Origin of the sequence: Pseudonocardia sp. DSM 110487 (genome assembly GCF_019468565.1) — a bacterium.
GTDB lineage: Bacteria > Actinomycetota > Actinomycetes > Mycobacteriales > Pseudonocardiaceae > Pseudonocardia.
Map to the genome: position 1 here is coordinate 1,720,110 of NZ_CP080521.1, position 18,910 is coordinate 1,739,019.

An 18,910-nucleotide genomic window follows, 5' to 3' on the forward strand; every position below is an offset into this window, starting at 1 on the left:
AACCCGCGGCCGGAGTCGCGGCGCCATCATGGGCGGGGTGACATCCACGCAAGTTCTGCTCCCCCCGACGTCCTACCCCGTGCTGCTCGAGCACGACGCCCGCTACAGCGACCTGGACCCGAGCCGTCGCATCGGCAGGGACGCGCTCGTGCGGTGGTTCGAGGACGCCCGCGTCGCCGTGGAGCGCACCCGGTTCGGCGCCGACCTGACCGGCCGCATGCGCCTGCTGCTCGCTTCCGTGCGCGTCGACGTGCTCGCTCCCCTGCGCGTCACCGGCAGCTACCGCATCGGCCTCGGCGTGACGCACGTCGGCACCTCGTCCTTCGCGTACTCCTACGGCGTCTTCGCCGACGACGAATGCGTGGCCACCGGCGAGTCGGTCAGCGTGCACTCCTCGGACGGCCGCCCGGCCCCGCTGCCCGCGTCCGTCCGGGCTGCGCTCGAGGAGCTGCGGGTCGAGGGCCCGCGCGTCGAGCGCCCCGAGCCCGATCCGGCCCGGCGGGTGCGCGAGGCCTACCCGTTCCGGCTCGACGTGCGCACCCGCTTCGGCGACCTCGACACCAACCGGCACGTGAACAACGTCCGGCTCGCGGGCTGGTACCTCGACGGCCTCGCCGAGCTGCACCTCGACGTGCTCGGCTACCCCACCGGCGGCCCGCTGGACGGCCTCGCGCCGAGCACCCTGTCGGTGCAGTACCTCGACGAGGTGCACTACCCGGGCATCTACCAGCTGCGGGTCGGCGTGGTGGAGCTCGACGACACCACGGCCCGCTACGCATGCGGCCTGTTCGACGGCCCCCGCTGCATCGGCCTCGCGGACGCGGTAGGCACCCACCGCGTGCTGGACGAGAACGGCGTGGTAGGCGACCTGAGCGCCCTACTGGAACCGTTCCGGATGCGAAAGGTCTAAGGCGTCACTTCACAGACCGTGTGCCCGCTTCACACAGGGCCCGCCCTGTGTGAAGCGGGCACTGGGTGTGTGAAGTTCGCTCATGTCAGCTGGACGCCCGCCGCCTGCATCTCCTTCAGGGCCCGGTCCGTCGTCTCCCGGGATACGCCTGCGCACAGGTCGAGGAGCACCTTCGTCTCGAAGCCCGCCTTCGCGGCGTCGAGGGCGGTGGCGCGCACGCAGTGGTCGGTGGCGATCCCGACCACCTCCACGCTGTCGACGCCGCGGGAGCGCAGCCAGTCGGCCAGACCGCTGCCTCCGGGCTCGGCTCCCTCGAACCCGGAGTAGGCGGCGGCGTGCTCACCCTTGCTGAACACGGCCTCGATCGGGGCCACGTCCAGCTCCGGGTGGAACGACGCACCCGGAGTTCCCGCCCGGCAGTGCGGTGGCCAGCTGTCGACGAAGTCGGGGGTGGCGGAGAAGTGTGCGCCGGGGTCGACGTGGTGGTCGCGGGTGGCGACCACGTGGTCGTATGCGGCGGTGCGCAGGTGGCCGGAGATCGCCGCCGCGACCGCGGCACCCCCGTCGACGGCCAGTGAACCGCCTTCGCAGAAGTCGTTCTGCACATCGACGACGATCAGGGCACGCATCAGATCCCCTCGAACACGGTGGGCAGGGCGGGCTCGCCGCGGGAGAGCTTGAGGCCCTCCCACGGTACGGACACCAGCGCGGCGCGCAGGTGCTCGCGGGACTCCTCGAGGGTGGGCAGACCCGGCACCTGCTCGCCACCCCGGACCAGCGGGATCGGGACGACCCGGTCGTGCGGCCCGATCCCCGGCGGCGCGGTGGCCATGTGCACGACCTCCTCGATCGCGGTTCCCGTCGGCTTGTACCGGCGCACGGCCGACTTGCGGCCGCCGTGCGACTCCTTCGACTCGCTGCGCTTGGCGACCGGCCTGCCGTCGACCTCGACCAGCTTGTAGACCATCCCGGCGGTCGGCGCGCCCGAGCCGGTGACGACCGAGGTGCCGACGCCGTACGAGTCGACGGGTTCGGCGCGCAGCGAGGCGATCGCGTACTCGTCGAGGTCGCCGGACAGCACGATCTTCGTGCCGGTGGCGCCCAGCGCGTCGAGCTGGTCGCGCGCCTGGCGGGCGAGCTCGCCGAGGTCGCCCGAGTCGATCCGGATCGCGCCGAGCCCGGTGCCCGCCGCCTCCACCGCCCGCTCGACCCCGCGGCGGATGTCGTAGGTGTCCACGAGCAGCGTGGTGTCCGGCCCGAGCGCCTTCACCTGGTTGGTGAACGCCGTCAGCTCGTCGTCGTGCAGCAGCACCCACGCGTGCGCGGCGGTGCCCGCGGTGGGGATGCCGTGCCTGCGCTGGGCCTCCAGGTTGGATGTGGTGGTGAACCCGGCGAGGTAGGTGGCCCGTGCGGACGCCACGGCGGCGGCCTCGTGGGTGCGCCGCGAGCCCATCTCGATGATCGGCCGGCCCGCGGCGGCGGTGACCATCCGGGCGGCGGCCGACGCGACGGCGCTGTCGTGGTTGAGGATGGACAGCACGAGCGTCTCGAGCAGCACCGCGTCGGCGAACGTGCCGGTGACGGTGAGGATCGGTGACCCGGGGAAGTACAGCTCGCCCTCCGGATAGCCGTCGATGTCGCCGGAGAAGCGGTAGTCGCCCAGCCAGGACAGTGTGTCGTCGTCGACAACGCCCTCCAGCATCGCGAGCTCCTCCTCGCCGAACCGGAACCGCTCGATCGACTCCAGCAGGCGGCCGGTGCCCGCGACCACGCCGTAGCGGCGTCCCTCGGGCAGCCTGCGCGCGAACACCTCGAACACACAGTGCCGGTTCGCGGTGCCGTCGGCGAGCGCTGCGGCCGCCATGGTCAGCTCGTAACGGTCGGTGAACAGGGCGGTGGACACCCCGGCCGACGACGGACTGCCAGTCATGGATCGAGAGCCTATGTGCCGTGCGCGCCGAATGGGGGAGGTGTCACCATGGAGACCATGGCCGCGCCGCTACCCGCACCCACGCGCCAGGTGGAGCCGGACCTCGCTGAGAACACAACGGCCGACGTCCCCTGGCAGGCGATCGTCTGGAACGATCCCGTCAACCTGATGTCCTACGTCACATACGTGTTCCAGAAGCTCTTCGGCTATCCCGAGCCCAAGGCCACCGCCCTGATGCTCGACGTGCACCACAAGGGCAAGGCGGCGGTGTCGTCGGGGGACAAGGACAAGATCGAGGCGGACGTCGCGAAGCTGCACGCCGCCGGTCTCTGGGCCACCATGCAGAAACAATGAACGGCTGAAGCAATGAACGGCTGGAAGAAGGCAGGCCGCGGCGGCAAGGCGCGGCTCGCGGGCACGTTCGACCCCCAGGAGGCCGCCGTCCTGCGCGGGCTGGTCGACGAGGTCCGGCAGATGCTCGCCGGGCGCTCCGCCGACAACCCCGCCGACGAGCTCGCGGTGCTCACGGGGATGCGCACCGGCCCGTCGACCCGCCCCGACGACCGGGTGCTCGCCCGGCTGCTCCCCGACTTCTCCACCGACGACCCCGACCTGTCCGCCGGCATGCGCTCGCTGCACGAGCCCGAGCTGATCGAGGCGAAGGACGCCGCGGCGGCGCTGGTGCTCGACACCCTCCCCGACGACGGGGGCCGCGTGGAGCTCACCACCGAGCAGGCCGACGCCTGGCTCGCCGCCCTCAACGACGTGCGGCTCGCGCTGGGCACCGCGCTCGACGTCAGCGAGGACATGCCCGAGGACCTCCCCGTCGACGACCCGCGGGCCGCGCACCTCGGCGTCTACCACTGGCTCACCTACGTGCAGGACTCGCTGGTACAGGCGCGAATGCAGTTCCGCGGCTGACGCCGGCGCTACTCGACCTGCGGGAGATCCCGCCGGTCGGAGTGGCCGAGGCCGCGGTCGGGCGCCACCCGGTCGCGCACGAGCTGCTTGAGCCGGGCGAGCTCGGGGAAGCCGCCTTCGGCGGCGCGGTCCCACAGCATGTCGTCATCGAGCCGCACCTGGAACACGCCGCCGGTGCCGGGCACCAGCGCGACCTCGCCGAGGTCGGCTGGGAACGTCGTGAGCAGCTCCTGGGCCGTCCATCCGGCGCGGAGCAGCCAGCGGCACTGCGTGCAGTAGGTGATCTCCAGGCGCGGGGCGGGCATCCTGCGAGTCTTGCAGAGATGTGAGCCGCGCCCGGTGATGTGCGTTCGGCCGTATTCGGAACGTAGGCTGGACGGCGTGCTGGTGATCCGACGCGATCTCGTGGACGAGATCGTGGCCCACGCCCGCCGGGACCACCCCGACGAGGCGTGCGGTGTCATTGCCGGCCCCGAGGGATCCGACCGTCCGGAGCGGTTCATCCCGATGCTGAACGCCGCCCGCTCGCCCACGTTCTACGAGTTCGACTCGGGCGACCTGCTGCGGCTCTACCGCGACATGGACTCCCGGGACGAGGTGCCCGTGGTGATCTACCACTCGCACACGGCCACGGAGGCCTACCCGTCGCGCACCGACATCTCCTACGCCTCCGAGCCCTACGCGCATTACGTGCTCGTGTCGACGCGCGAGCCCGCTGTGACCAACAAGACCGGCCATGAGTTCCGGTCGTTCCGGATCGTGGATGGCGTGGTCACCGAGGAAGACGTCGAGGTCGTGGAGAGTTACATGTTCTCGCACACGGGTGCTGACGACGTCCCGGACCACGCCTGACGTCCGTCCGCGTCCCGACCACGACCGAACCACCCTGGAGCATCCGCATGGCCGTCACCGTGTCCATTCCGACCATCCTGCGCACCCACACCGGCGGCGAGAAGGCCGTCGAGGCGAAGGGGAGCACCGTCGCCGAGGTGATCGACGACCTCGATTCCCGCCACAGCGGCATCGCCAAGCGCCTGGTGAACAACGGAAACCTGCACCGCTTCGTGAACATCTACGTCGACGACGAGGACGTGCGCTTCGCCGGCGGGCTCGAGGCACCGGTGGGGGAGAACTCCACCGTGACCATCCTTCCCGCCGTCGCGGGTGGCATGCGCTGAGCCCAGCGCGACCCCAGGAGGCGTCATGGCCCGGTACGACTCCCTGCTGCATGCGGTCGGCGACACCCCGCTGGTAGGACTGCCGTCGCTCTCGCCCGCACCCCACGTGCGGCTGTGGGCCAAGCTGGAGGACCGCAACCCCACCGGCTCCATCAAGGACCGCCCGGCCCTCGCGATGATCGAGAAGGCCGAGGCGGACGGGCTGCTGCAGCCCGGCTGCACGGTGCTGGAGCCGACGTCCGGCAACACCGGCATCTCGCTCGCGATGGCCTGCAAGCTCAAGGGCTACCGGCTGATCTGCGTGATGCCGGAGAACACGTCTCTCGAGCGTCGGCAGCTACTGGAGATGTACGGCGCGCAGATCATCTCCTCGCCCGCGGCGGGCGGCTCCAACCAGGCCGTCGCGATGGCGAAGGAGCTGGCCGCGGAGCACCCGGACTGGGTCATGCTCTACCAGTACGGCAACCCGGCCAACGTCGAGGCGCACTACCGCACCACCGGCCCGGAGATCCTGCGCGACCTGCCGACCGTCACCCACTTCGTCGCCGGGCTCGGCACCACCGGCACGCTGGTGGGCACCGGCCGCTACCTGCGCGAGCACAAGCCGGACATCCAGATCGTGGCGGCGGAGCCGCGCTACGGCGAGCTGGTCTACGGCCTGCGCAACCTCGACGAGGGCTTCGTCCCCGAGCTGTACGACCCCGAGGTGCTCACCGCCCGCTACTCCGTTGGCAGCCGCGACGCCCTGCGCCGCACCCGCCAGCTCGTGGAGCAGGAGGGCATCTTCGCCGGCATCTCCAGCGGCGGCATCCTGCACGCCGCGCTCGCCGTCGCGGAGAAGGCCGCGGGGGCGGGGGAGACCGCCGACATCGTCATGATCGTTGCGGACGCCGGCTGGAAGTACCTGTCCACCGGCGCCTACGCGGGCGAGCTGGACGACGCGGCCGAGGGCATCGAGGGCCACCTCTGGGCCTGACGGCGATCAGTTCGGCACGCCGGTGTTCGCCGAGCGTCAGGGTCTGCGCACCGCGGCCGCGTAGCGGGCCGGGGTGGTGCCCACCTGCCGCCGGAAGTGCCGCGCCAGGTGGCCCGCGTCGGCGAACCCCGTTCGCCGGGCCACCTGGCGCACCGTGACACCGGGCCTGCGGAGCAGCTCCTTGGCCCGCTCGATCCGCCGGTGCAGCACGAACTGGTGCGGCGTGCGGCCGGTCGTCGCCGTGAACAGGCGACTGAAGTGGAACGGGCTGAGCGCGACGACCGCGGCCAAGTCGGCGAGCCGCAGATCGCCTGCCAGGTCGGCGTCCACGCGCTGACGCACCCGCGCGAGGTCCTGTTCCGAGAGCAGCCTGCGTCGCGGGACGCGGATCGGGCGGCCGTGGCGGGCGAGCAGGTGCGCCGCGAGCGCGGTGCGCACCGAGTCGGCGAGCAGCGTGCCGGCGCGGCCGGCGTGCGGCTGCGCGAGCTCGTCCTGCAGCGCCATGGCGAGGTGGCGGGCGTGCGGGTCGGGCCCGAACCAGCTGCGGTCGAGCGTGACCGGGTCACCGCCCGGCAGCTCGGCGGCCACGCGGGCGAGCACGGCCGGGTCGATCGCCACGTTCACGACGTCCGGGATGCCCTCCCACATCGCCTTCGTGACGACCCCGGCCGGCCGGATGATCACGTCCCCCGCGCGCAGCGACACCGGCCCCAGCTCGGCGTCCTCGTAGCGCTCCGGCGGCGTGATCTGGACGCTCAGCAGGTGCCACGGCATGTACCCGTCGGCGGCGCACCCGGGCAGCCGCTGGCGCTCCACCGCGATGCCCTCCCAGCCGGTGTGCTCGCTGCTGAGGCTGATCGTGTCGTCGGGAGCGAGGCGCACCGTCTCCCCGGTGCCGGCCTCGCGGAGGAACAGGGCCGCGCTCGGCATGGCAAGGAACTCCCGCTGGATGGCAGGGACGTCCTCTCCGATCATGCCAGTGTCGAAGACGTGCGATACCGACTTCTCGGCCGCAGTGGCCTGCGGGTGTCCGACGTGGCGTTGGGCGCCATGACCTTCTCCGACCGCGGTCTCACGTGGGGCGCGGACATCGAGACGAGCCGTGCGATCTTCGAAGCGTTCGCCGAGGCGGGCGGCACGTTCGTCGACACGGCGAACATCTACGGCGACAACCCCGGCGGCGAGCAGCACTCGTCCGAGCGCGTGCTGGGGGACCTGCTGGCCTCCGATCGCGACCACTTCGTCCTGGCGACCAAGTACACCTCGTCCAACACCTTCGACATCTCCCGCAGCGGCAACTCGCTGAAGTCGATGCGCGAGTCGGTCGACGGGAGCCTGCGGGCACTGCGGACCGACCACATCGACCTGCTGTGGCTGCACACCTGGGACGAGACGACCCCCGTCGACGAGGTGCTGCGGGGCGCGAACCAGCTCGTGGCGGCCGGGAAGATCCTCTACTTCGGCTTCTCCGACACCCCGGCGTGGGTGGTCTCTCACGCCGCGGCGATGGCGGACGCGCGCGGCTGGACCCCGCCGATCGCGATCCAGGTCGAGTACAGCCTCGCGCAGCGCACACCGGAGCGGGACCTCGTGCCGATGGCCGAGGCGCTCGACCTCGGCGTGACGGCCTGGTCGCCGCTCGCCGGCGGCCGCCTGACCGGCAAGTACGTGGGTACCGAGCCTGCGGTGGGGACCCACCGCCTCGCCGACGAAGCGTTCACCAGCCTCGAGGCTCCCGGCGGCGAGCGGCCCGATGTCGCGGCGAACGCCGTCCTCGAGGTCGCGGCCAAGATCGACCGGCCGCCCGCCCACGTCGCGCTCGCGTGGTTGCGGCAGCGTGGGGTGATCCCGATCCTCGGCGGAAGGCGCCCGGAGCAGATCCGCGAGAACCTGGGCTTCCTCGACCTGCGCCTCGAACCGGAACAGCTCGACGTCCTCGACGCGGCCACCGCGCCGTCGCTGGGGTTCCCGCACGACTTCCTTGCCACCGACATGGTGCGCTCGTACTCGACATCGGGCCACTACGACCGCTTGGACAATCACCGCGTACGAACATGATCACCCATCGGGCCGCCGAGATGCGTAGCCTCGATGGCATGGTCGCCCCTGCGCCTGCCCCTCGCCGGACCGCCCGCGTGCTGCCCCGCAACCCGGTGAGCTCGGCGCTGTTCATGCTCCTGTTCACGGCCGGGCTGTACGTCGTCGAGGCCTTCGACGTCGTCAGTGGCGGGGCGCTCGATCGGACCTACGGCATCGAGCCGCTCCAGGTCGACGGGCTCGACGGTGTGCTGTTCGCACCCCTTCTGCACGGCAACTGGGCCCACCTGATGAGCAACACGGTGCCGTTCCTGGTGTTCGGGTTCCTGGCCATGGCAGGCGGGTTCCGGCAGTTCCTGGTGGTCACCGCCACGATCTGGGTGCTCGGCGGGCTCGGCGTGTGGCTCACGGGCGGCTCCGGCTACCACATCGGGGCGTCCGGGGTGATCTTCGGCTGGCTGGTCTTCCTGCTCACGCGCGGCTTCTTCGCCCGCAGCGGCCTGCAGATCCTCATGGCGGTCGGGCTGTTCTTCGTCTGGGGCGGGATCCTGTTCGGCGTGCTGCCCGGGCAGCCAGGCATCTCGTGGCAGGCCCACCTGTTCGGGGCGCTCGCCGGGCTGCTGGCGGCCCGGCTCGCCGCCCGCGCGGACCGGCGCTCGGCACTGCCCGCCTAGACTCCCCGCGTGCCCCCCGGTCCCGACGCCCCGATCGGCATCTTCGACTCCGGCGTCGGGGGTCTCACCGTGGCCAGGGCGGTGATCGACCAGCTGCCTGCGGAACAGGTCGTGTACGTCGGGGACACCGCACACGGGCCGTACGGGCCGCTGCGGATCGCCGACGTCCGCCGGCACGCGCTCGCCGTCGGCGACGCGCTCATGGAGCAGGGCGTCAAGGCGCTGGTCGTCGCCTGCAACACCGCCACGGCCGCGTGTCTGCCCGACATCCGGGAGCGCTACCCGGTGCCGGTCGTCGAGGTGCTGCGCCCCGCGGTGCGGCGGGCCGTCGCCACCACCCGCAGCGGGCGGATCGGGGTGATCGGCACCAGCGCGACGATCGCATCGGGCGCCTACCAGGACGCCTTCGCCGCCGCTCCCCGCGTGGAGGTCACGGCCGTCGCGTGCCCGCGCTTCGTCGACTTCGTCGAGCGCGGCATGACCAGCGGGCGGCAGGTGCTCGGGCTCGCGCAGAGCTACCTGGAGCCGTTGCAGCGGGCGCGCGTCGACACGCTCGTGCTCGGCTGCACCCACTACCCGCTGCTCGCAGGCGTGCTGCAGATCGTGGCCGGGCCCGACGTCACGCTCGTCTCTAGCGCGGACGAGACGGCCAAGGACGTCGTGCGCGTGCTCATGGAGCACGACCTCGCCCGCGACCCGGCCGACCCGCCGCCCGCACCCCACCGCTTCCTCGCCACTGGCGACCCCGAGCCGTTCCGCCGTCTCGGCCGCCGTTTCCTCGGCCCGGAGATCGGGTCGGTGGCTGGCCTGCCGACGCCGCAGCCGAGTCCCGCCTGACCCCGACTCGCCCGCACCGAGAGCGCGACTCGCGTGCACGGAGAGCGCGACTCGCGGGGTGTGAGAGCGCCCGAGTCGGGCTCGGGTAGCGTCGCGGCGTGATCGGCGCTCTCGTCGTCGTGGTACAGGTGGCGCTCGTGGCGCTCGCGGTCTACGGCGTGGTCCTCACCGTGCTGAACCGGCCCCCGGACGTGTGGACCAAGCGCGCGGTGGGAGTGGCCGTTGCGCTCCTGGTGATCGAGGCTGCGATCGGTGCGGTGCGGGTCTTCGGCGGCACCGCGCTGCCCGAGACCACCACGTTCCTCATCTACCTCGTCGTCTCCGTGTGCGTGCTGCCGATCGCCACGCAGTTCGCGACCGCGGAGCCCACCCGGTGGGGTGGGGCCGTCGTCGCGGTCGGCGCGATCGCCACGGCCGTCGCGGTCTGGCGGCTGCAGGGGCTCTGGGTCACCGGTGCCTGAGGCGGCCCGCGCGACGTCGTCCGGCCCAGGGCGGGTGCTGATCGCCGTGTACGGGGTGTTCGCGCTGTCGGCCACGGCGCGAGCCGGCGTGCAGATCGCCACCCGGTTCGGCGAGGCACCGGTGCCGTACCTGCTGTCGGCGCTCGCCGGTGTCGTCTACATCCTCGCCACGATCGGGCTCGCCGGTCGCGGCCCCGTCGCGCGCGGGCTCGCGTGGGCAGCCGTGGTGTTCGAGCTGGTCGGCGTGCTCACCGTCGGTACGTTCACCGTGTTCGACAGTGGCGACTTCCCCGACGACACCGTCTGGTCGGTGTACGGGCGCGGCTACGGGTTCGTGCCGCTCGTGCTCCCGCTCATCGGCTTGTGGTGGCTGCGGCACACGCGTGCCCGCTAGTTTCACCTCATGCGGCTGATCGTGCTCGGATGCTCGGGCAGCGGGCCGGGGCCGGGCTCGCCGGCATCCGGGTACCTCGTCGAGGCCGGGGACGCGTGCCTCGCACTCGACATGGGCAACGGCACGTTCGGCGCCCTGCAGCGCCACGTCGACCCGTGGGAGCTCGACGCCGTCGCGTTCTCCCACCTGCATCCCGACCACTGCGCCGACTTCACGTCGCTCGTGGTGCACCGCCGCTATCACCCGCGCCCGCCGTACGACCCGGCCGCCCGGCCACTTCCGGTGCACGCCCCCGCCGAGGCACCCGATCGGTTCGCCGCGGCGTACGCGCCCTCGGCCGCCGAGCGGGCCGAGACCGACCTCACCGACGTGTTCACCTTCCACGCACTCACCGACGGCGGGACGTCCGACGTCGGCGCGGTCACGCTCACGGCCCGGCGCGTCGACCACCTCTGTGAGGCCTACGGCCTGCGTGTCGACGCGGGTGGGCGGAGCCTCGTCTACAGCGGCGACACCGGTCCGTGCACAGCGCTCGTGGAACTCGCGCGCGGCGCCGACGTGCTGCTGTGCGAGGCCACATGGCCGCACGTCATGCCGGAGTGGGCGGACGAGCCGCCCACCGGGGTGCACCTGTCCGGGCGGCAGGCGGGCGAGCACGCCGCGGCGGCCGGGGCCGGGCGGCTGCTCATCACCCACGTGCCGGCATGGTTCGACGGGGAGGAGCTGCTCGCCGAGGCCAAGGCCGCGTTCGACGGGCCGGTGGAGCTCGTCGCCCCCGACTGCGCGTACGAGATCTGACTGACTACTGGCCGATTCCCTGCCAGACGGCCATCGATCCGGCGTGCCCGACCAACACCACGATGGCGGCGGTCGCGAGGCCCGTGAGCGCAGCCACCGCCGAGAGCCCGGTGGCCACGCGATAGCGGGTGGGGGTGGCAGCCGGCGCGGCATGCGCGCCCACCTCGGCCCGTACAGCCGCGAGCTCGGTGAGCACGGCGCTGCCCAGCAGGACGAGGAACGCGAGCGCGACCGGCAGGAGCCACGAGGCGCGCTGCATGTGGATATCGAGCACCGGGTTCTGGACATCGAGGGCGGTATACAACTCTGAGCCGGTGCTGGTGGCCATCGGGATCGCCGCGACGCCGGCAAGGGCGATGAGCAGGACGGGGATGCCGAACGAACGCCGCCACGAGCGTCGTACCGCGATCACGACGGCGCCCAGCGCCGCGAGCGGCAGCAGGACGACCACGGCATGGACGACGAGCGGATGCAGCGGGATGCCGTCGATGACCCACATGTCCTGTCCAACGGGCGGCCGCGGCGTCGGGTTCAGCCGGGGTCATAGGGTGGCCGCGTGACACGCGCAGACGGCAGGTCCGACGACGAGCTCCGCCCGGTGACGATCACCCGGGGCTTCCAGAAGCACCCGGCGGGCTCGGTGCTCGTCGAGTTCGGCGACACGAAGGTGCTGTGCGCGGCGAGCGTCGCGGAGGGCGTTCCGCGCTGGCGCAAGGGCTCCGGCCTCGGATGGGTCACCGCGGAGTACGCGATGCTGCCCTCGGCCACCAACACCCGCAGTGACCGCGAGTCGGTGAAGGGCCGCATCGGCGGCCGCACGCACGAGATCAGCAGGCTGATCGGCCGCTCGCTGCGCGCGTGCATCGACCTGGCTGCGCTCGGCGAGAACACCATCGCCCTCGACTGCGACGTCATCCAGGCCGACGGCGGCACCCGCACGGCCGCGATCACCGGTGCCTACGTCGCGCTCGCCGACGCCGTCACCTGGCTCGGCAGCCACGGTGCGCTGGCCGACCCGAAGCCACTGTCCTGCCAGGTCGCGGCCATCAGCGTCGGGGTGGTGGACGGGCGGGTGCGGCTCGACCTGCCGTACGAGGAGGACTCCCGCGCCGAGGTGGACGCGAACGTCGTCGCCACCGACACCGGCACGCTCATCGAGGTGCAGAGCACCGGTGAGGGCGCCACGTTCACCCGCAGCACGCTCGACACGATGCTCGACATCGCGCTCGCCGGCATCCGGCAGCTGTCGGACCTGCAGTCCGAGGTGCTGGCACAGCCCTACCCCCGCGACCTGCCGGGGCGCTCGTGAAGGCCCTGCTCGCCACCCGCAACCCGGGCAAGCTCGCCGAGCTGCGCCGGATGCTCGCCGACGGCCCGTTCGAGGTGCTGGGGCTCGCCGACGTGCCGGAGTTCCCGGAGGCCCCCGAGACGGGCGCCACGTTCGCCGAGAACGCGCTCGCGAAGGCGCGCGACGCCGCGGCCGCCACCGGCCTCCCGTCCGTGGCTGACGACTCGGGACTCGCCGTCGAGGCGCTGAACGGAATGCCCGGCGTGCTGTCGGCGCGCTGGTGCGGTCGCCACGGCGACGACCTCGCCAACCTCGAGCTGCTGCTGGGCCAGCTCGCCGACGTGCCCGACGAGCGGCGCGGAGCCGCGTTCGTCTGCGCGGCGGCGCTGGTGGTGCCGGGCGGGCCGGAGACCGTGGTGCACGGCGAGTGGCCCGGGCGGATCGTGCGGGCGCCCCGCGGCTCCGGCGGCTTCGGCTACGACCCGATCTTCGTGCCGGACGGCGAGGAGCGCACCTCCGCGGAGCTCACCCCCGAGGAGAAGGACGCCGCCTCCCACCGCGGCCGCGCCATGCGCGCCCTCCTGCCCCACCTGCACGCCCTGACCTGAATCCGGGACGCTTCCTCGTTCATGGACGCGGTGGCACGCTGTGGGGGATGAGGACCTACGGGCAGTACTGCCCGATCGCGCGGTCGTCGGAGCTGCTGGGCGAGCGCTGGACCATGATCATCCTCCGCAACATCCTCGTCGGCTTCCAGACCTTCAACGAGATCGCCGACGGTGCCCCCGGGCTGTCTCGTGGACTGCTGTCCAAACGACTGCGGGAGCTGGAGCGCGCCGGGATCATCGAGATCCGTCCCAAGCCCGACGGCCATGGCTCGATCTACGAGCCCACGCAGGCGGGCCGGGAGCTCTCGGAGCTCATGTTGGTGCTCGAGCGCTGGGGTCGAAGGTGGGCGGAGCTGAAGCCCGAACACGCCCATCCAGGCGTGGTGCTGTGGGCGTGGGCGAGCTTCTTCCTGGACCGCGACCGACTCCCGCGGCGCCGGGTGGTGATCCGCTTCGAGTATCCGACGCTGCCGGGTCCCGCCCGTAGGAGCTGGCTGCTAATCGAGGCGCGCGACGTCGAGTACTGCCTGAAGCATCCGGGCGGCGAAGAGGAACTCATCGTCGTCGTCCATGATCCGCAGGCGTTCGTCCGCTGGCACATGGGGCAGATCCAGTGGCGCGACGCCTTGCGCTCCGGGGCGATCGAGGTGACGGGATCCCCGGAGCTGGCCAGGGCGCTTCCGACCTGGAACCGGCACGGATGGGCGGCCGACGACCCGCGGGCGGGCTACGACGGATCGACCCGGCACGAGCCTGTCCCCGAGCTGGCCGACACTCCCACCTGAGCCTCTGCGGCCGGCTCGGGTTCAGACTTTGCACTTCCTGGGCGCAGCCATCGGCGTCACGATCCGCGCACACCAGGAGGTGCGAAATGACGACGATCGAGGGCGCCAACATCGAGACGCTGACGGCGAACTTCGCCGGCGAAGTGATCCAGCCTCAGGAGGCGGGCTTCGACACCGCCCGCCAGATCTGGAACGGGCACGTGCAACGGCGGCCGGCCCTGATCGCCCGTTGCCGAGGCGCCGCCGATGTCATGGCCGCCGTGCGCTTCTGCCGCGACAACGACCTGCCGGCGTCCGTGCGGGGCGGTGGGCACGCCGTGGCAGGCCATGCCATCTGTGACGGCGGGGTCGTCATCGACCTCTCCGCCATGACCGGATCGCGGGTCGATCCACTTGCGCGCACCATCCAGCTGCAAGGCGGTTGTCTCACCGCCCACCTCGACCGGGAGAGCCAGGCATTCGGGTTGGCCACCACGGGCGGAATCGTCAGCCACACCGGGATGGGTGGCCTGACCCTTGGCGGCGGGCTCGGTCACCTGATGCGCAAGCTCGGCCTCGCCATCGACCGCCTCCGGTCCTGCGATGTGGTCACCGCCGACGGGGAGTTCGTCGTGGCCAGCGAACTGGAGCACCCGGAGCTGTACTGGGCGTTGCGGGGCGGGGGCGGCAACTTCGGCATCGTGACCAGCTTCACCTTCGAACTGCAACCCCTCGGCCCGACCGTGCTGGCCGGGATGGTGGCATGGCCCATGGACAAGGCTCCGAAGGTCCTGCGGTTCCTCCGGGAGTTCATGGCCGAGGCGCCCGACGAGGTGGGCATGATGGCCAACCTGCGGTTGGCCCCGTCGCTGCCGATCGTGCCCGAAGAGCTACACGGCAAGCCGATCGTCGCCTTGATCGTCACCTACGCCGGACCGGCCGACGACGGGCGCGACGTGCTGGGGCCGATCCGGCAGCTCGGCAGCCCCGCGCTCGACGCATTGACGACCAAGCCGTACGTCGCCCACCAGAAGATGTTCGACGCCGCATACCCCCACGGCCGGCACTACTACTGGAAGGCCCACAAGCTGGGCCCGCTTTCCGACGAGATCATCGACGTGGTCGTCGAGCACGCTGAGCAGGTCACGTCACCGCTGTCGGCGATTCCGATCTTCTGCCTCGGCGGCGCCGTGGCAAGGACGCCCGAGGAATCGACCGCCTTCCCCTACCGGGACGCCTGCCATGACCTCAACGTCGTGGCGTCGTGGCTGCCCGAGGAAGTCGGCGACGCCGACCGCCACATCGGGTGGGTACGCAAGCTCTTCTCCGCGCTGGAGCCCTACAGTCGTGGCGTCTACGTGAACTTCACCGGCGACGACGCGGCCGAGCGCGTGCGACAGGCCTACACCGATGTCCAGTGGGCCCGGCTGACCGCGCTCAAGGCCAGGTACGACCCCACGAACTTCTTCCGCATGAACGCCAACATCCCGCCCGGGTAGTGCTCAGTGCCGATGTTCGCTCCGCAAGCTCCGCTCAGTCGGTCGGGTCGGGTTCGGCCAGTACCCGGCGGGCGACGGCGAACGCGGAGTTGGCGGCGGGGACGCCGCAGTAGATCGCGCTCTGCAGCAGCACCTCGACGATCTCCTCGCGGGTGAGGCCGTTGCGCAGGGCGGCGCGCAGGTGCATCTCCAGCTCGGCGTAGTGGCCGTGGGCGATGAGCGCGGTGAGGGTGATGGCGCTGCGCATCCGCCGGTCGAGGCCGGGACGGGTCCAGATGCCGCCCCACGCGTACCGGGTGATCAGCTCCTGGAAGTCGGCCGTGACGGCGTCTGCGCGGGCGATCGCGGCGTCGACGTGGTCGGCCCCGAGCACCTCGCGGCGCACGGCGAGGCCGTCGGGGTCGAGGTCGAGGGTGGGCTGCTCCGTGGTCACGCACCGCACCGTAGCTGCCGCTGAGGTGAACGAGCGGTGTCGAGCGCCACCCTTCCCGTGCCGCGGTTTCGGACGCCGGTACCTTCGGTCGAGTGAGCTGGGGACGGATCGCCGCCATGGGCATTGGCGTGCTCGTGGGCGTTGTGATCGTCTTCCTGCTGTTCCAGACCGGCACCGACCTGCTGGACGTCCGCACGGCCGTGCAGGCTGCTGGCCTCTGGGCGCCGCTGCTGTTCGTGCTGTTGCAGGGCATGGTCACGGTCACGCCGGTCCCGCGCACGGTGTTCACGGTGGCGGCCGGCGTGCTGTTCGGCGGGATCGCGGGCGTTGCGCTCGCCGTGGCGGGCACCTCGCTTGCAGCTGGCGTCGCGTTCTGGCTGGTCAGGCTGATGGGCGGCCGGTTCGTCCGCCGGCACGCCGACCACCGCGTCATGACGTGGGTGCGCGCCCGGCTGGACCGCAACGGTCTCCTCGCGATGGTGTCGCTGCGCCTGATCCCGGCCGTGCCGTTCTCGGCGATGAACTACGCCTCTGCGCTGTCGGGCGTGCGCTTCGTGCCCTACCTGCTGGGCACGGTGCTGGGTGTCCTGCCCGGGACGATCGGGATCGTGATCCTCGGCGATGCCGCGGTGGGTGGCAACCCGCACCCGGCGATGCTGCTGGTCTCGGTGTGCTCGGGTGCCGTCGGGCTCACAGGGGCGCTGATCGCGGCCCGGCGACCAGCGAGTGCGCCAGTCGCCACGGCCGGTGGAGACGCGGAGCCCCAGGTGGGGAGCCCCGCGTAGTCGGTGGTGCCGGCGATGGGATTCGAACCCACACTGTCGGCGTTCTAAGCGCCGCCTCTCTGCCAGTTGGAGTACGCCGGCTTCCTGTTACGCCGGCACCAGGTGTCGGTGATGGCGTGGCAGTTCGGGCACAGGATACGGAGGTTCTCGAGCCGGTTGTCGGTGTGGTCACCGTTGATGTGATCAAGGTGCAGAGGCAGCGGCTTGCCCTGCCATCTGGTGATGCCGCACTCGGCGCACTTCGGTGCAAGCAGCCCCGCCTCGATGAGGCGCTTGCGCAGGTTCGAGTTGCCGCGGTACGTGGACCGTCGAACGAGGATCTCCTCCAACGGGATCTTCGGACGTCTCAGACCTCGTGCCCATCGAGTGCCCGTGAAGTGCGACGTGTCCAAGCCTGATGTCCGGATGTGGCCAACGATCATGCGATGCACGCCACCGTTTGGCGTGTATCCCAGACGTCGGCTCACCTCGGACACCGAGTCGCTCGCTGCCACCGCCTCCGCGAGATCCTCCAGCGACCAGGAGCGCCGGTGTTGCCGTACACCCTCGGCGGAAAACGGGATGTGCGACGCATCCAGCCCAAGGCGCGCGATGTGTCTTCGGAGCAAGTCGTACTTGCCTGGGTGAAGCCCGAGCCGGCGCCACACCTCACTGAGCGTCCGGCTCGCCGCCACGGCGGCTTTGAGCTGCTCGTCCGTCCAACTCCGCGCTCGGGGCATGATCCCGACGCTATCGAACATGCGTTCGTAGGCTGTCGTGAAGATCGCGAGTTGTCCACAAGCAGTGCTAGATCAAGCGGTCGGTCAGCTCCGCAGGCGCACGCATGCGCCAGGCGTCGAGGATCAGTTCCTCCAGCCGTGGCAGATCGACGCGCTTAAGCCACACCATCACCAGCGGCAGGCCGTCGTAGCTCGGGTGCGTGAAGAACAGCTCGGGCTCGCCCAGCAGCAGCGCCTGCTTCTCCGCCTCGTCGCCGACGTACAGCACGGCGACGTCGGTGCGGATCACGCGCCGCCTGCCGGGCTCGCGCTCGGGGTAGGACCACACGAAGCCCTTGTTCCCGACGCGGAAGTCGAAGCCATCGCTCGGGATCTCCTCGACGCCGGGCAGCGCGAGCGCGATCCGGCGCACGTCGTCGTCGGTGGCCACCAAACCCCCTCCTCCGACGCGAGATCCTAGGGCCGGGTGACATCGGAGTGGCGGGCGATCGTGGCAGCGGCCCGCCGCACGCCGCAGACGTGCGTGCGTGGCACGAGGTCATCGAGGAATCCGTAGCGGCCTGCGAGCTCGACGGACCGGGGGTTTCCCTCGGCGGCGCATGCGCGGGTGCGTCGCCACCAGTCGCCGATGTCGCCCCAGCCGGGGGCGGCGAGGGAGCCCCCGAACTCGTGGACGGCCAGCGCCGCCGATACCCCGGCGAACCGCAGCCGGTGTTCGAGGGGCCAGCCGGCGATGGTGCCCATCACGAGCGCCGCCCCGAAGACGTCGCCCGCCCCGGTGGGGTCCAGCGCGTCGACGGGAAGTGCGGGCACCTCCGCTTTCTCGCCGGTGACGCCGTCGATGGCGATGGCGCCCTCCGCACCCAGCGTGACGACCGCGAGCGGGACGTGCTCGGCGAGCGCGCGCAGCGCGGCTCGTGGGCTGTCCGTGCGGGTGTAGTGCATGGCCTCGACGGCGTTGGGCATGAACGCGTCGCAGCCCGCGAGCGTGCGCAGCAGGAGGGGGTCCCATGCACCGGTGGGATCCCACCCGGCGTCGGCGAAGACGAGCGCGCCGTCCTGCCGGGACCGCGCCACCCACGACGGGAGGACGGGGGCGGTGACGCCCTCGCCGATGCTGGTGATCACGGCGCGGCACCGCGGGGGCGCGCCGATGAGCTCGTCGGCGCTGATCGGCAGCTCGTGGCCGTGGGTGACCATGCTGCGGTCGCGCTGCACGGCCATTGAGACGGTGACGGGGGAGTGCCACTCGGCGAAGCGGCGGGACCGGGAGAGGTCGACGCGCTCCTGGTCGGCCAGTGTCTGCCAGAGGAAGTCGGCGTAGACGTCGTCACCGAAGCCCGCTGCGAGGCTCGTGCGCAGGCCCAACCGGGCGGCGGCCACCGCGAGGTTGGCGATGCCGCCGGGGCAGGAGGCCATGCCGGAGGCCCACACCTCCGTGCCCGCGGCCGGGGCCGAGGGCAGCCCGGTGAACACGATGTCGAGGAACACCGTGCCGGACATGAAGACGTCGACGGCCGGGGAGTCGGCGTCGCGCAGGTCGGCGAGCGGATCCCACAACACGGGCTCGTGGGGGGTCTCCACGATCGCGCTGGTCACTTGCCTGCACCACCTGTCCGTCGGCTCGCCTGCCCGGATCCTGCCGGGTGGGCTGCGCAGATGGCAACCATCTGTGCGCGAAGTTGCTCAGAACTGCTC

The 18,910-nt window shown here is 71.6% G+C and carries 26 protein-coding genes and 1 tRNA gene; 17 read left to right on the forward strand and 10 right to left on the reverse strand.

All coding sequences use genetic code 11. The annotated features are described in order from the left end of the window. The first annotated feature begins 37 nt into the window (after positions 1-37). Entirely contained in the window at positions 38-910 is an 873-nt protein-coding gene (locus K1T35_RS07765; RefSeq protein WP_220259481.1) for a thioesterase family protein, read from the forward strand. A gap of 80 nt (positions 911-990) precedes the next feature. On the opposite strand, the gene K1T35_RS07770 is transcribed toward K1T35_RS07765, so the two are convergent. Continuing rightward, positions 991-1,542, reverse strand: a complete 552-nt coding sequence (locus K1T35_RS07770) for a nicotinamidase (RefSeq protein ID WP_304940860.1) — start codon at positions 1,540-1,542, stop codon at positions 991-993. Further along, the gene (locus tag K1T35_RS07775; protein WP_220259483.1) at positions 1,539-2,840 is read right to left on the reverse strand and encodes a nicotinate phosphoribosyltransferase; all 1,302 of its coding nucleotides are present in this window, start codon (positions 2,838-2,840) and stop codon (positions 1,539-1,541) included. Before K1T35_RS07775 ends, K1T35_RS07770 begins: the two co-directional genes overlap by 4 nt. Before the next feature lie 57 nt (positions 2,841-2,897). On the opposite strand from K1T35_RS07775, the gene clpS reads away from it, so the two are divergent. Together clpS and K1T35_RS07785 are read left to right on the forward strand one after the other, a co-directional pair. Continuing rightward, positions 2,898-3,194 (forward strand): ATP-dependent Clp protease adapter ClpS, encoded by a 297-nt coding sequence (gene clpS, locus K1T35_RS07780; RefSeq protein WP_220262468.1) that lies wholly within the window; start codon positions 2,898-2,900, stop codon positions 3,192-3,194. A 12-nt stretch (positions 3,195-3,206) separates the two neighbouring features. Beyond that, complete coding sequence (locus K1T35_RS07785) at positions 3,207-3,761, forward strand: DUF2017 domain-containing protein (protein ID WP_220259484.1); 555 nt, start codon at positions 3,207-3,209, stop codon at positions 3,759-3,761. 8 nt (positions 3,762-3,769) lie between these two features. Here K1T35_RS07785 and K1T35_RS07790 read toward each other — a convergent pair whose 3' ends face one another. Next, complete coding sequence (locus K1T35_RS07790; RefSeq protein ID WP_220259485.1) at positions 3,770-4,066, reverse strand: SelT/SelW/SelH family protein; 297 nt, start codon at positions 4,064-4,066, stop codon at positions 3,770-3,772. A 76-nt stretch (positions 4,067-4,142) separates the two neighbouring features. Here K1T35_RS07790 and K1T35_RS07795 point away from each other — a divergent pair, with 76 nt between their 5' ends. From K1T35_RS07795 to K1T35_RS07805, 3 genes are read left to right on the forward strand one after another with little or no spacing between them, the layout of a single operon-like run. Then, positions 4,143-4,613, forward strand: coding sequence for a Mov34/MPN/PAD-1 family protein (locus tag K1T35_RS07795; RefSeq protein ID WP_370645325.1), 471 nt, complete (start codon positions 4,143-4,145; stop codon positions 4,611-4,613). A gap of 47 nt (positions 4,614-4,660) precedes the next feature. Next, positions 4,661-4,939, forward strand: coding sequence for a MoaD/ThiS family protein (locus K1T35_RS07800; RefSeq protein WP_142105045.1), 279 nt, complete (start codon positions 4,661-4,663; stop codon positions 4,937-4,939). 25 nt (positions 4,940-4,964) lie between these two features. Continuing rightward, entirely contained in the window at positions 4,965-5,915 is a 951-nt protein-coding gene (locus K1T35_RS07805) for a PLP-dependent cysteine synthase family protein (protein WP_220259487.1), read from the forward strand. 36 nt (positions 5,916-5,951) lie between these two features. Here the strand turns inward: K1T35_RS07805 and K1T35_RS07810 are convergent, their stop codons facing one another. Next, positions 5,952-6,890, reverse strand: coding sequence for a helix-turn-helix domain-containing protein (locus K1T35_RS07810; protein WP_220259488.1), 939 nt, complete (start codon positions 6,888-6,890; stop codon positions 5,952-5,954). Between the two features lie 15 nt (positions 6,891-6,905). Between K1T35_RS07810 and K1T35_RS07815 the strand changes: the two genes are divergently transcribed. The 6 genes from K1T35_RS07815 (at position 6,906) to K1T35_RS07840 (ending at position 11,116) form a co-directional block, all read left to right on the forward strand. Next, the gene (locus tag K1T35_RS07815) at positions 6,906-7,973 is read left to right on the forward strand and encodes an aldo/keto reductase (protein ID WP_255621690.1); all 1,068 of its coding nucleotides are present in this window, start codon (positions 6,906-6,908) and stop codon (positions 7,971-7,973) included. Positions 7,974-8,011: 38 nt separating this feature from the next. Then, positions 8,012-8,626, forward strand: coding sequence for a rhomboid family intramembrane serine protease (locus K1T35_RS07820; RefSeq protein WP_220259489.1), 615 nt, complete (start codon positions 8,012-8,014; stop codon positions 8,624-8,626). A gap of 9 nt (positions 8,627-8,635) precedes the next feature. Continuing rightward, positions 8,636-9,463: a glutamate racemase gene (murI, locus tag K1T35_RS07825; RefSeq protein WP_220259490.1), complete on the forward strand. Its 828-nt coding sequence runs from the start codon at positions 8,636-8,638 to the stop codon at positions 9,461-9,463. Positions 9,464-9,561: 98 nt separating this feature from the next. After that, positions 9,562-9,924 carry a hypothetical protein gene (locus tag K1T35_RS07830; RefSeq protein WP_220259491.1) on the forward strand — a complete coding sequence of 121 codons (363 nt, stop codon included), beginning with the start codon at positions 9,562-9,564 and terminating at the stop codon, positions 9,922-9,924. After that, complete coding sequence (locus K1T35_RS07835; RefSeq protein WP_220259492.1) at positions 9,917-10,318, forward strand: hypothetical protein; 402 nt, start codon at positions 9,917-9,919, stop codon at positions 10,316-10,318. Before K1T35_RS07830 ends, K1T35_RS07835 begins: the two co-directional genes overlap by 8 nt. Before the next feature lie 9 nt (positions 10,319-10,327). Then, complete coding sequence (locus K1T35_RS07840) at positions 10,328-11,116, forward strand: MBL fold metallo-hydrolase (protein WP_220259493.1); 789 nt, start codon at positions 10,328-10,330, stop codon at positions 11,114-11,116. 4 nt (positions 11,117-11,120) lie between these two features. Here the strand turns inward: K1T35_RS07840 and K1T35_RS07845 are convergent, their stop codons facing one another. Next, positions 11,121-11,615, reverse strand: a complete 495-nt coding sequence (locus K1T35_RS07845; protein ID WP_220259494.1) for a DUF2231 domain-containing protein — start codon at positions 11,613-11,615, stop codon at positions 11,121-11,123. Between the two features lie 57 nt (positions 11,616-11,672). Between K1T35_RS07845 and rph the strand changes: the two genes are divergently transcribed. The 4 genes from rph (at position 11,673) to K1T35_RS07865 (ending at position 15,275) form a co-directional block, all read left to right on the forward strand. Next, entirely contained in the window at positions 11,673-12,425 is a 753-nt protein-coding gene (rph, locus tag K1T35_RS07850; RefSeq protein WP_220259495.1) for a ribonuclease PH, read from the forward strand. Continuing rightward, positions 12,422-13,012 (forward strand): RdgB/HAM1 family non-canonical purine NTP pyrophosphatase, encoded by a 591-nt coding sequence (gene rdgB, locus K1T35_RS07855; protein WP_220259496.1) that lies wholly within the window; start codon positions 12,422-12,424, stop codon positions 13,010-13,012. The genes rph and rdgB overlap by 4 nt, the downstream gene beginning before the upstream one ends. 47 nt (positions 13,013-13,059) lie before the next feature. After that, on the forward strand, positions 13,060-13,797 hold the full coding sequence (locus K1T35_RS07860; protein ID WP_220259497.1) for a helix-turn-helix domain-containing protein: 738 nt from the start codon (positions 13,060-13,062) through the stop codon (positions 13,795-13,797). 86 nt (positions 13,798-13,883) lie between these two features. Further along, complete coding sequence (locus K1T35_RS07865) at positions 13,884-15,275, forward strand: FAD-binding oxidoreductase (protein ID WP_220259498.1); 1,392 nt, start codon at positions 13,884-13,886, stop codon at positions 15,273-15,275. Positions 15,276-15,309: 34 nt separating this feature from the next. On the opposite strand, the gene pcaC is transcribed toward K1T35_RS07865, so the two are convergent. After that, positions 15,310-15,708, reverse strand: coding sequence for a 4-carboxymuconolactone decarboxylase (gene pcaC / locus K1T35_RS07870; protein ID WP_220259499.1), 399 nt, complete (start codon positions 15,706-15,708; stop codon positions 15,310-15,312). A 92-nt stretch (positions 15,709-15,800) separates the two neighbouring features. Here pcaC and K1T35_RS07875 point away from each other — a divergent pair, with 92 nt between their 5' ends. Then, a complete protein-coding gene (locus tag K1T35_RS07875; RefSeq protein ID WP_255621691.1) occupies positions 15,801-16,493 on the forward strand; it encodes a TVP38/TMEM64 family protein in 693 nt (230 codons plus the stop codon). 4 nt (positions 16,494-16,497) lie between these two features. On the opposite strand, the gene K1T35_RS07880 is transcribed toward K1T35_RS07875, so the two are convergent. From K1T35_RS07880 to K1T35_RS07895, 4 genes are all read right to left on the reverse strand, one after another. After that, a tRNA-Leu gene (locus tag K1T35_RS07880) sits at positions 16,498-16,574 on the reverse strand. Continuing rightward, on the reverse strand, positions 16,538-17,233 hold the full coding sequence (locus K1T35_RS07885) for an HNH endonuclease (RefSeq protein WP_220259500.1): 696 nt from the start codon (positions 17,231-17,233) through the stop codon (positions 16,538-16,540). The genes K1T35_RS07880 and K1T35_RS07885 overlap by 37 nt, the downstream gene beginning before the upstream one ends. A gap of 46 nt (positions 17,234-17,279) precedes the next feature. After that, entirely contained in the window at positions 17,280-17,642 is a 363-nt protein-coding gene (locus tag K1T35_RS07890; protein WP_220259501.1) for an MmcQ/YjbR family DNA-binding protein, read from the reverse strand. Between the two features lie 26 nt (positions 17,643-17,668). Further along, entirely contained in the window at positions 17,669-18,811 is a 1,143-nt protein-coding gene (locus K1T35_RS07895) for a carbohydrate kinase family protein (protein ID WP_370645326.1), read from the reverse strand. Between the last annotated feature and the right edge of the window lie 99 nt (positions 18,812-18,910).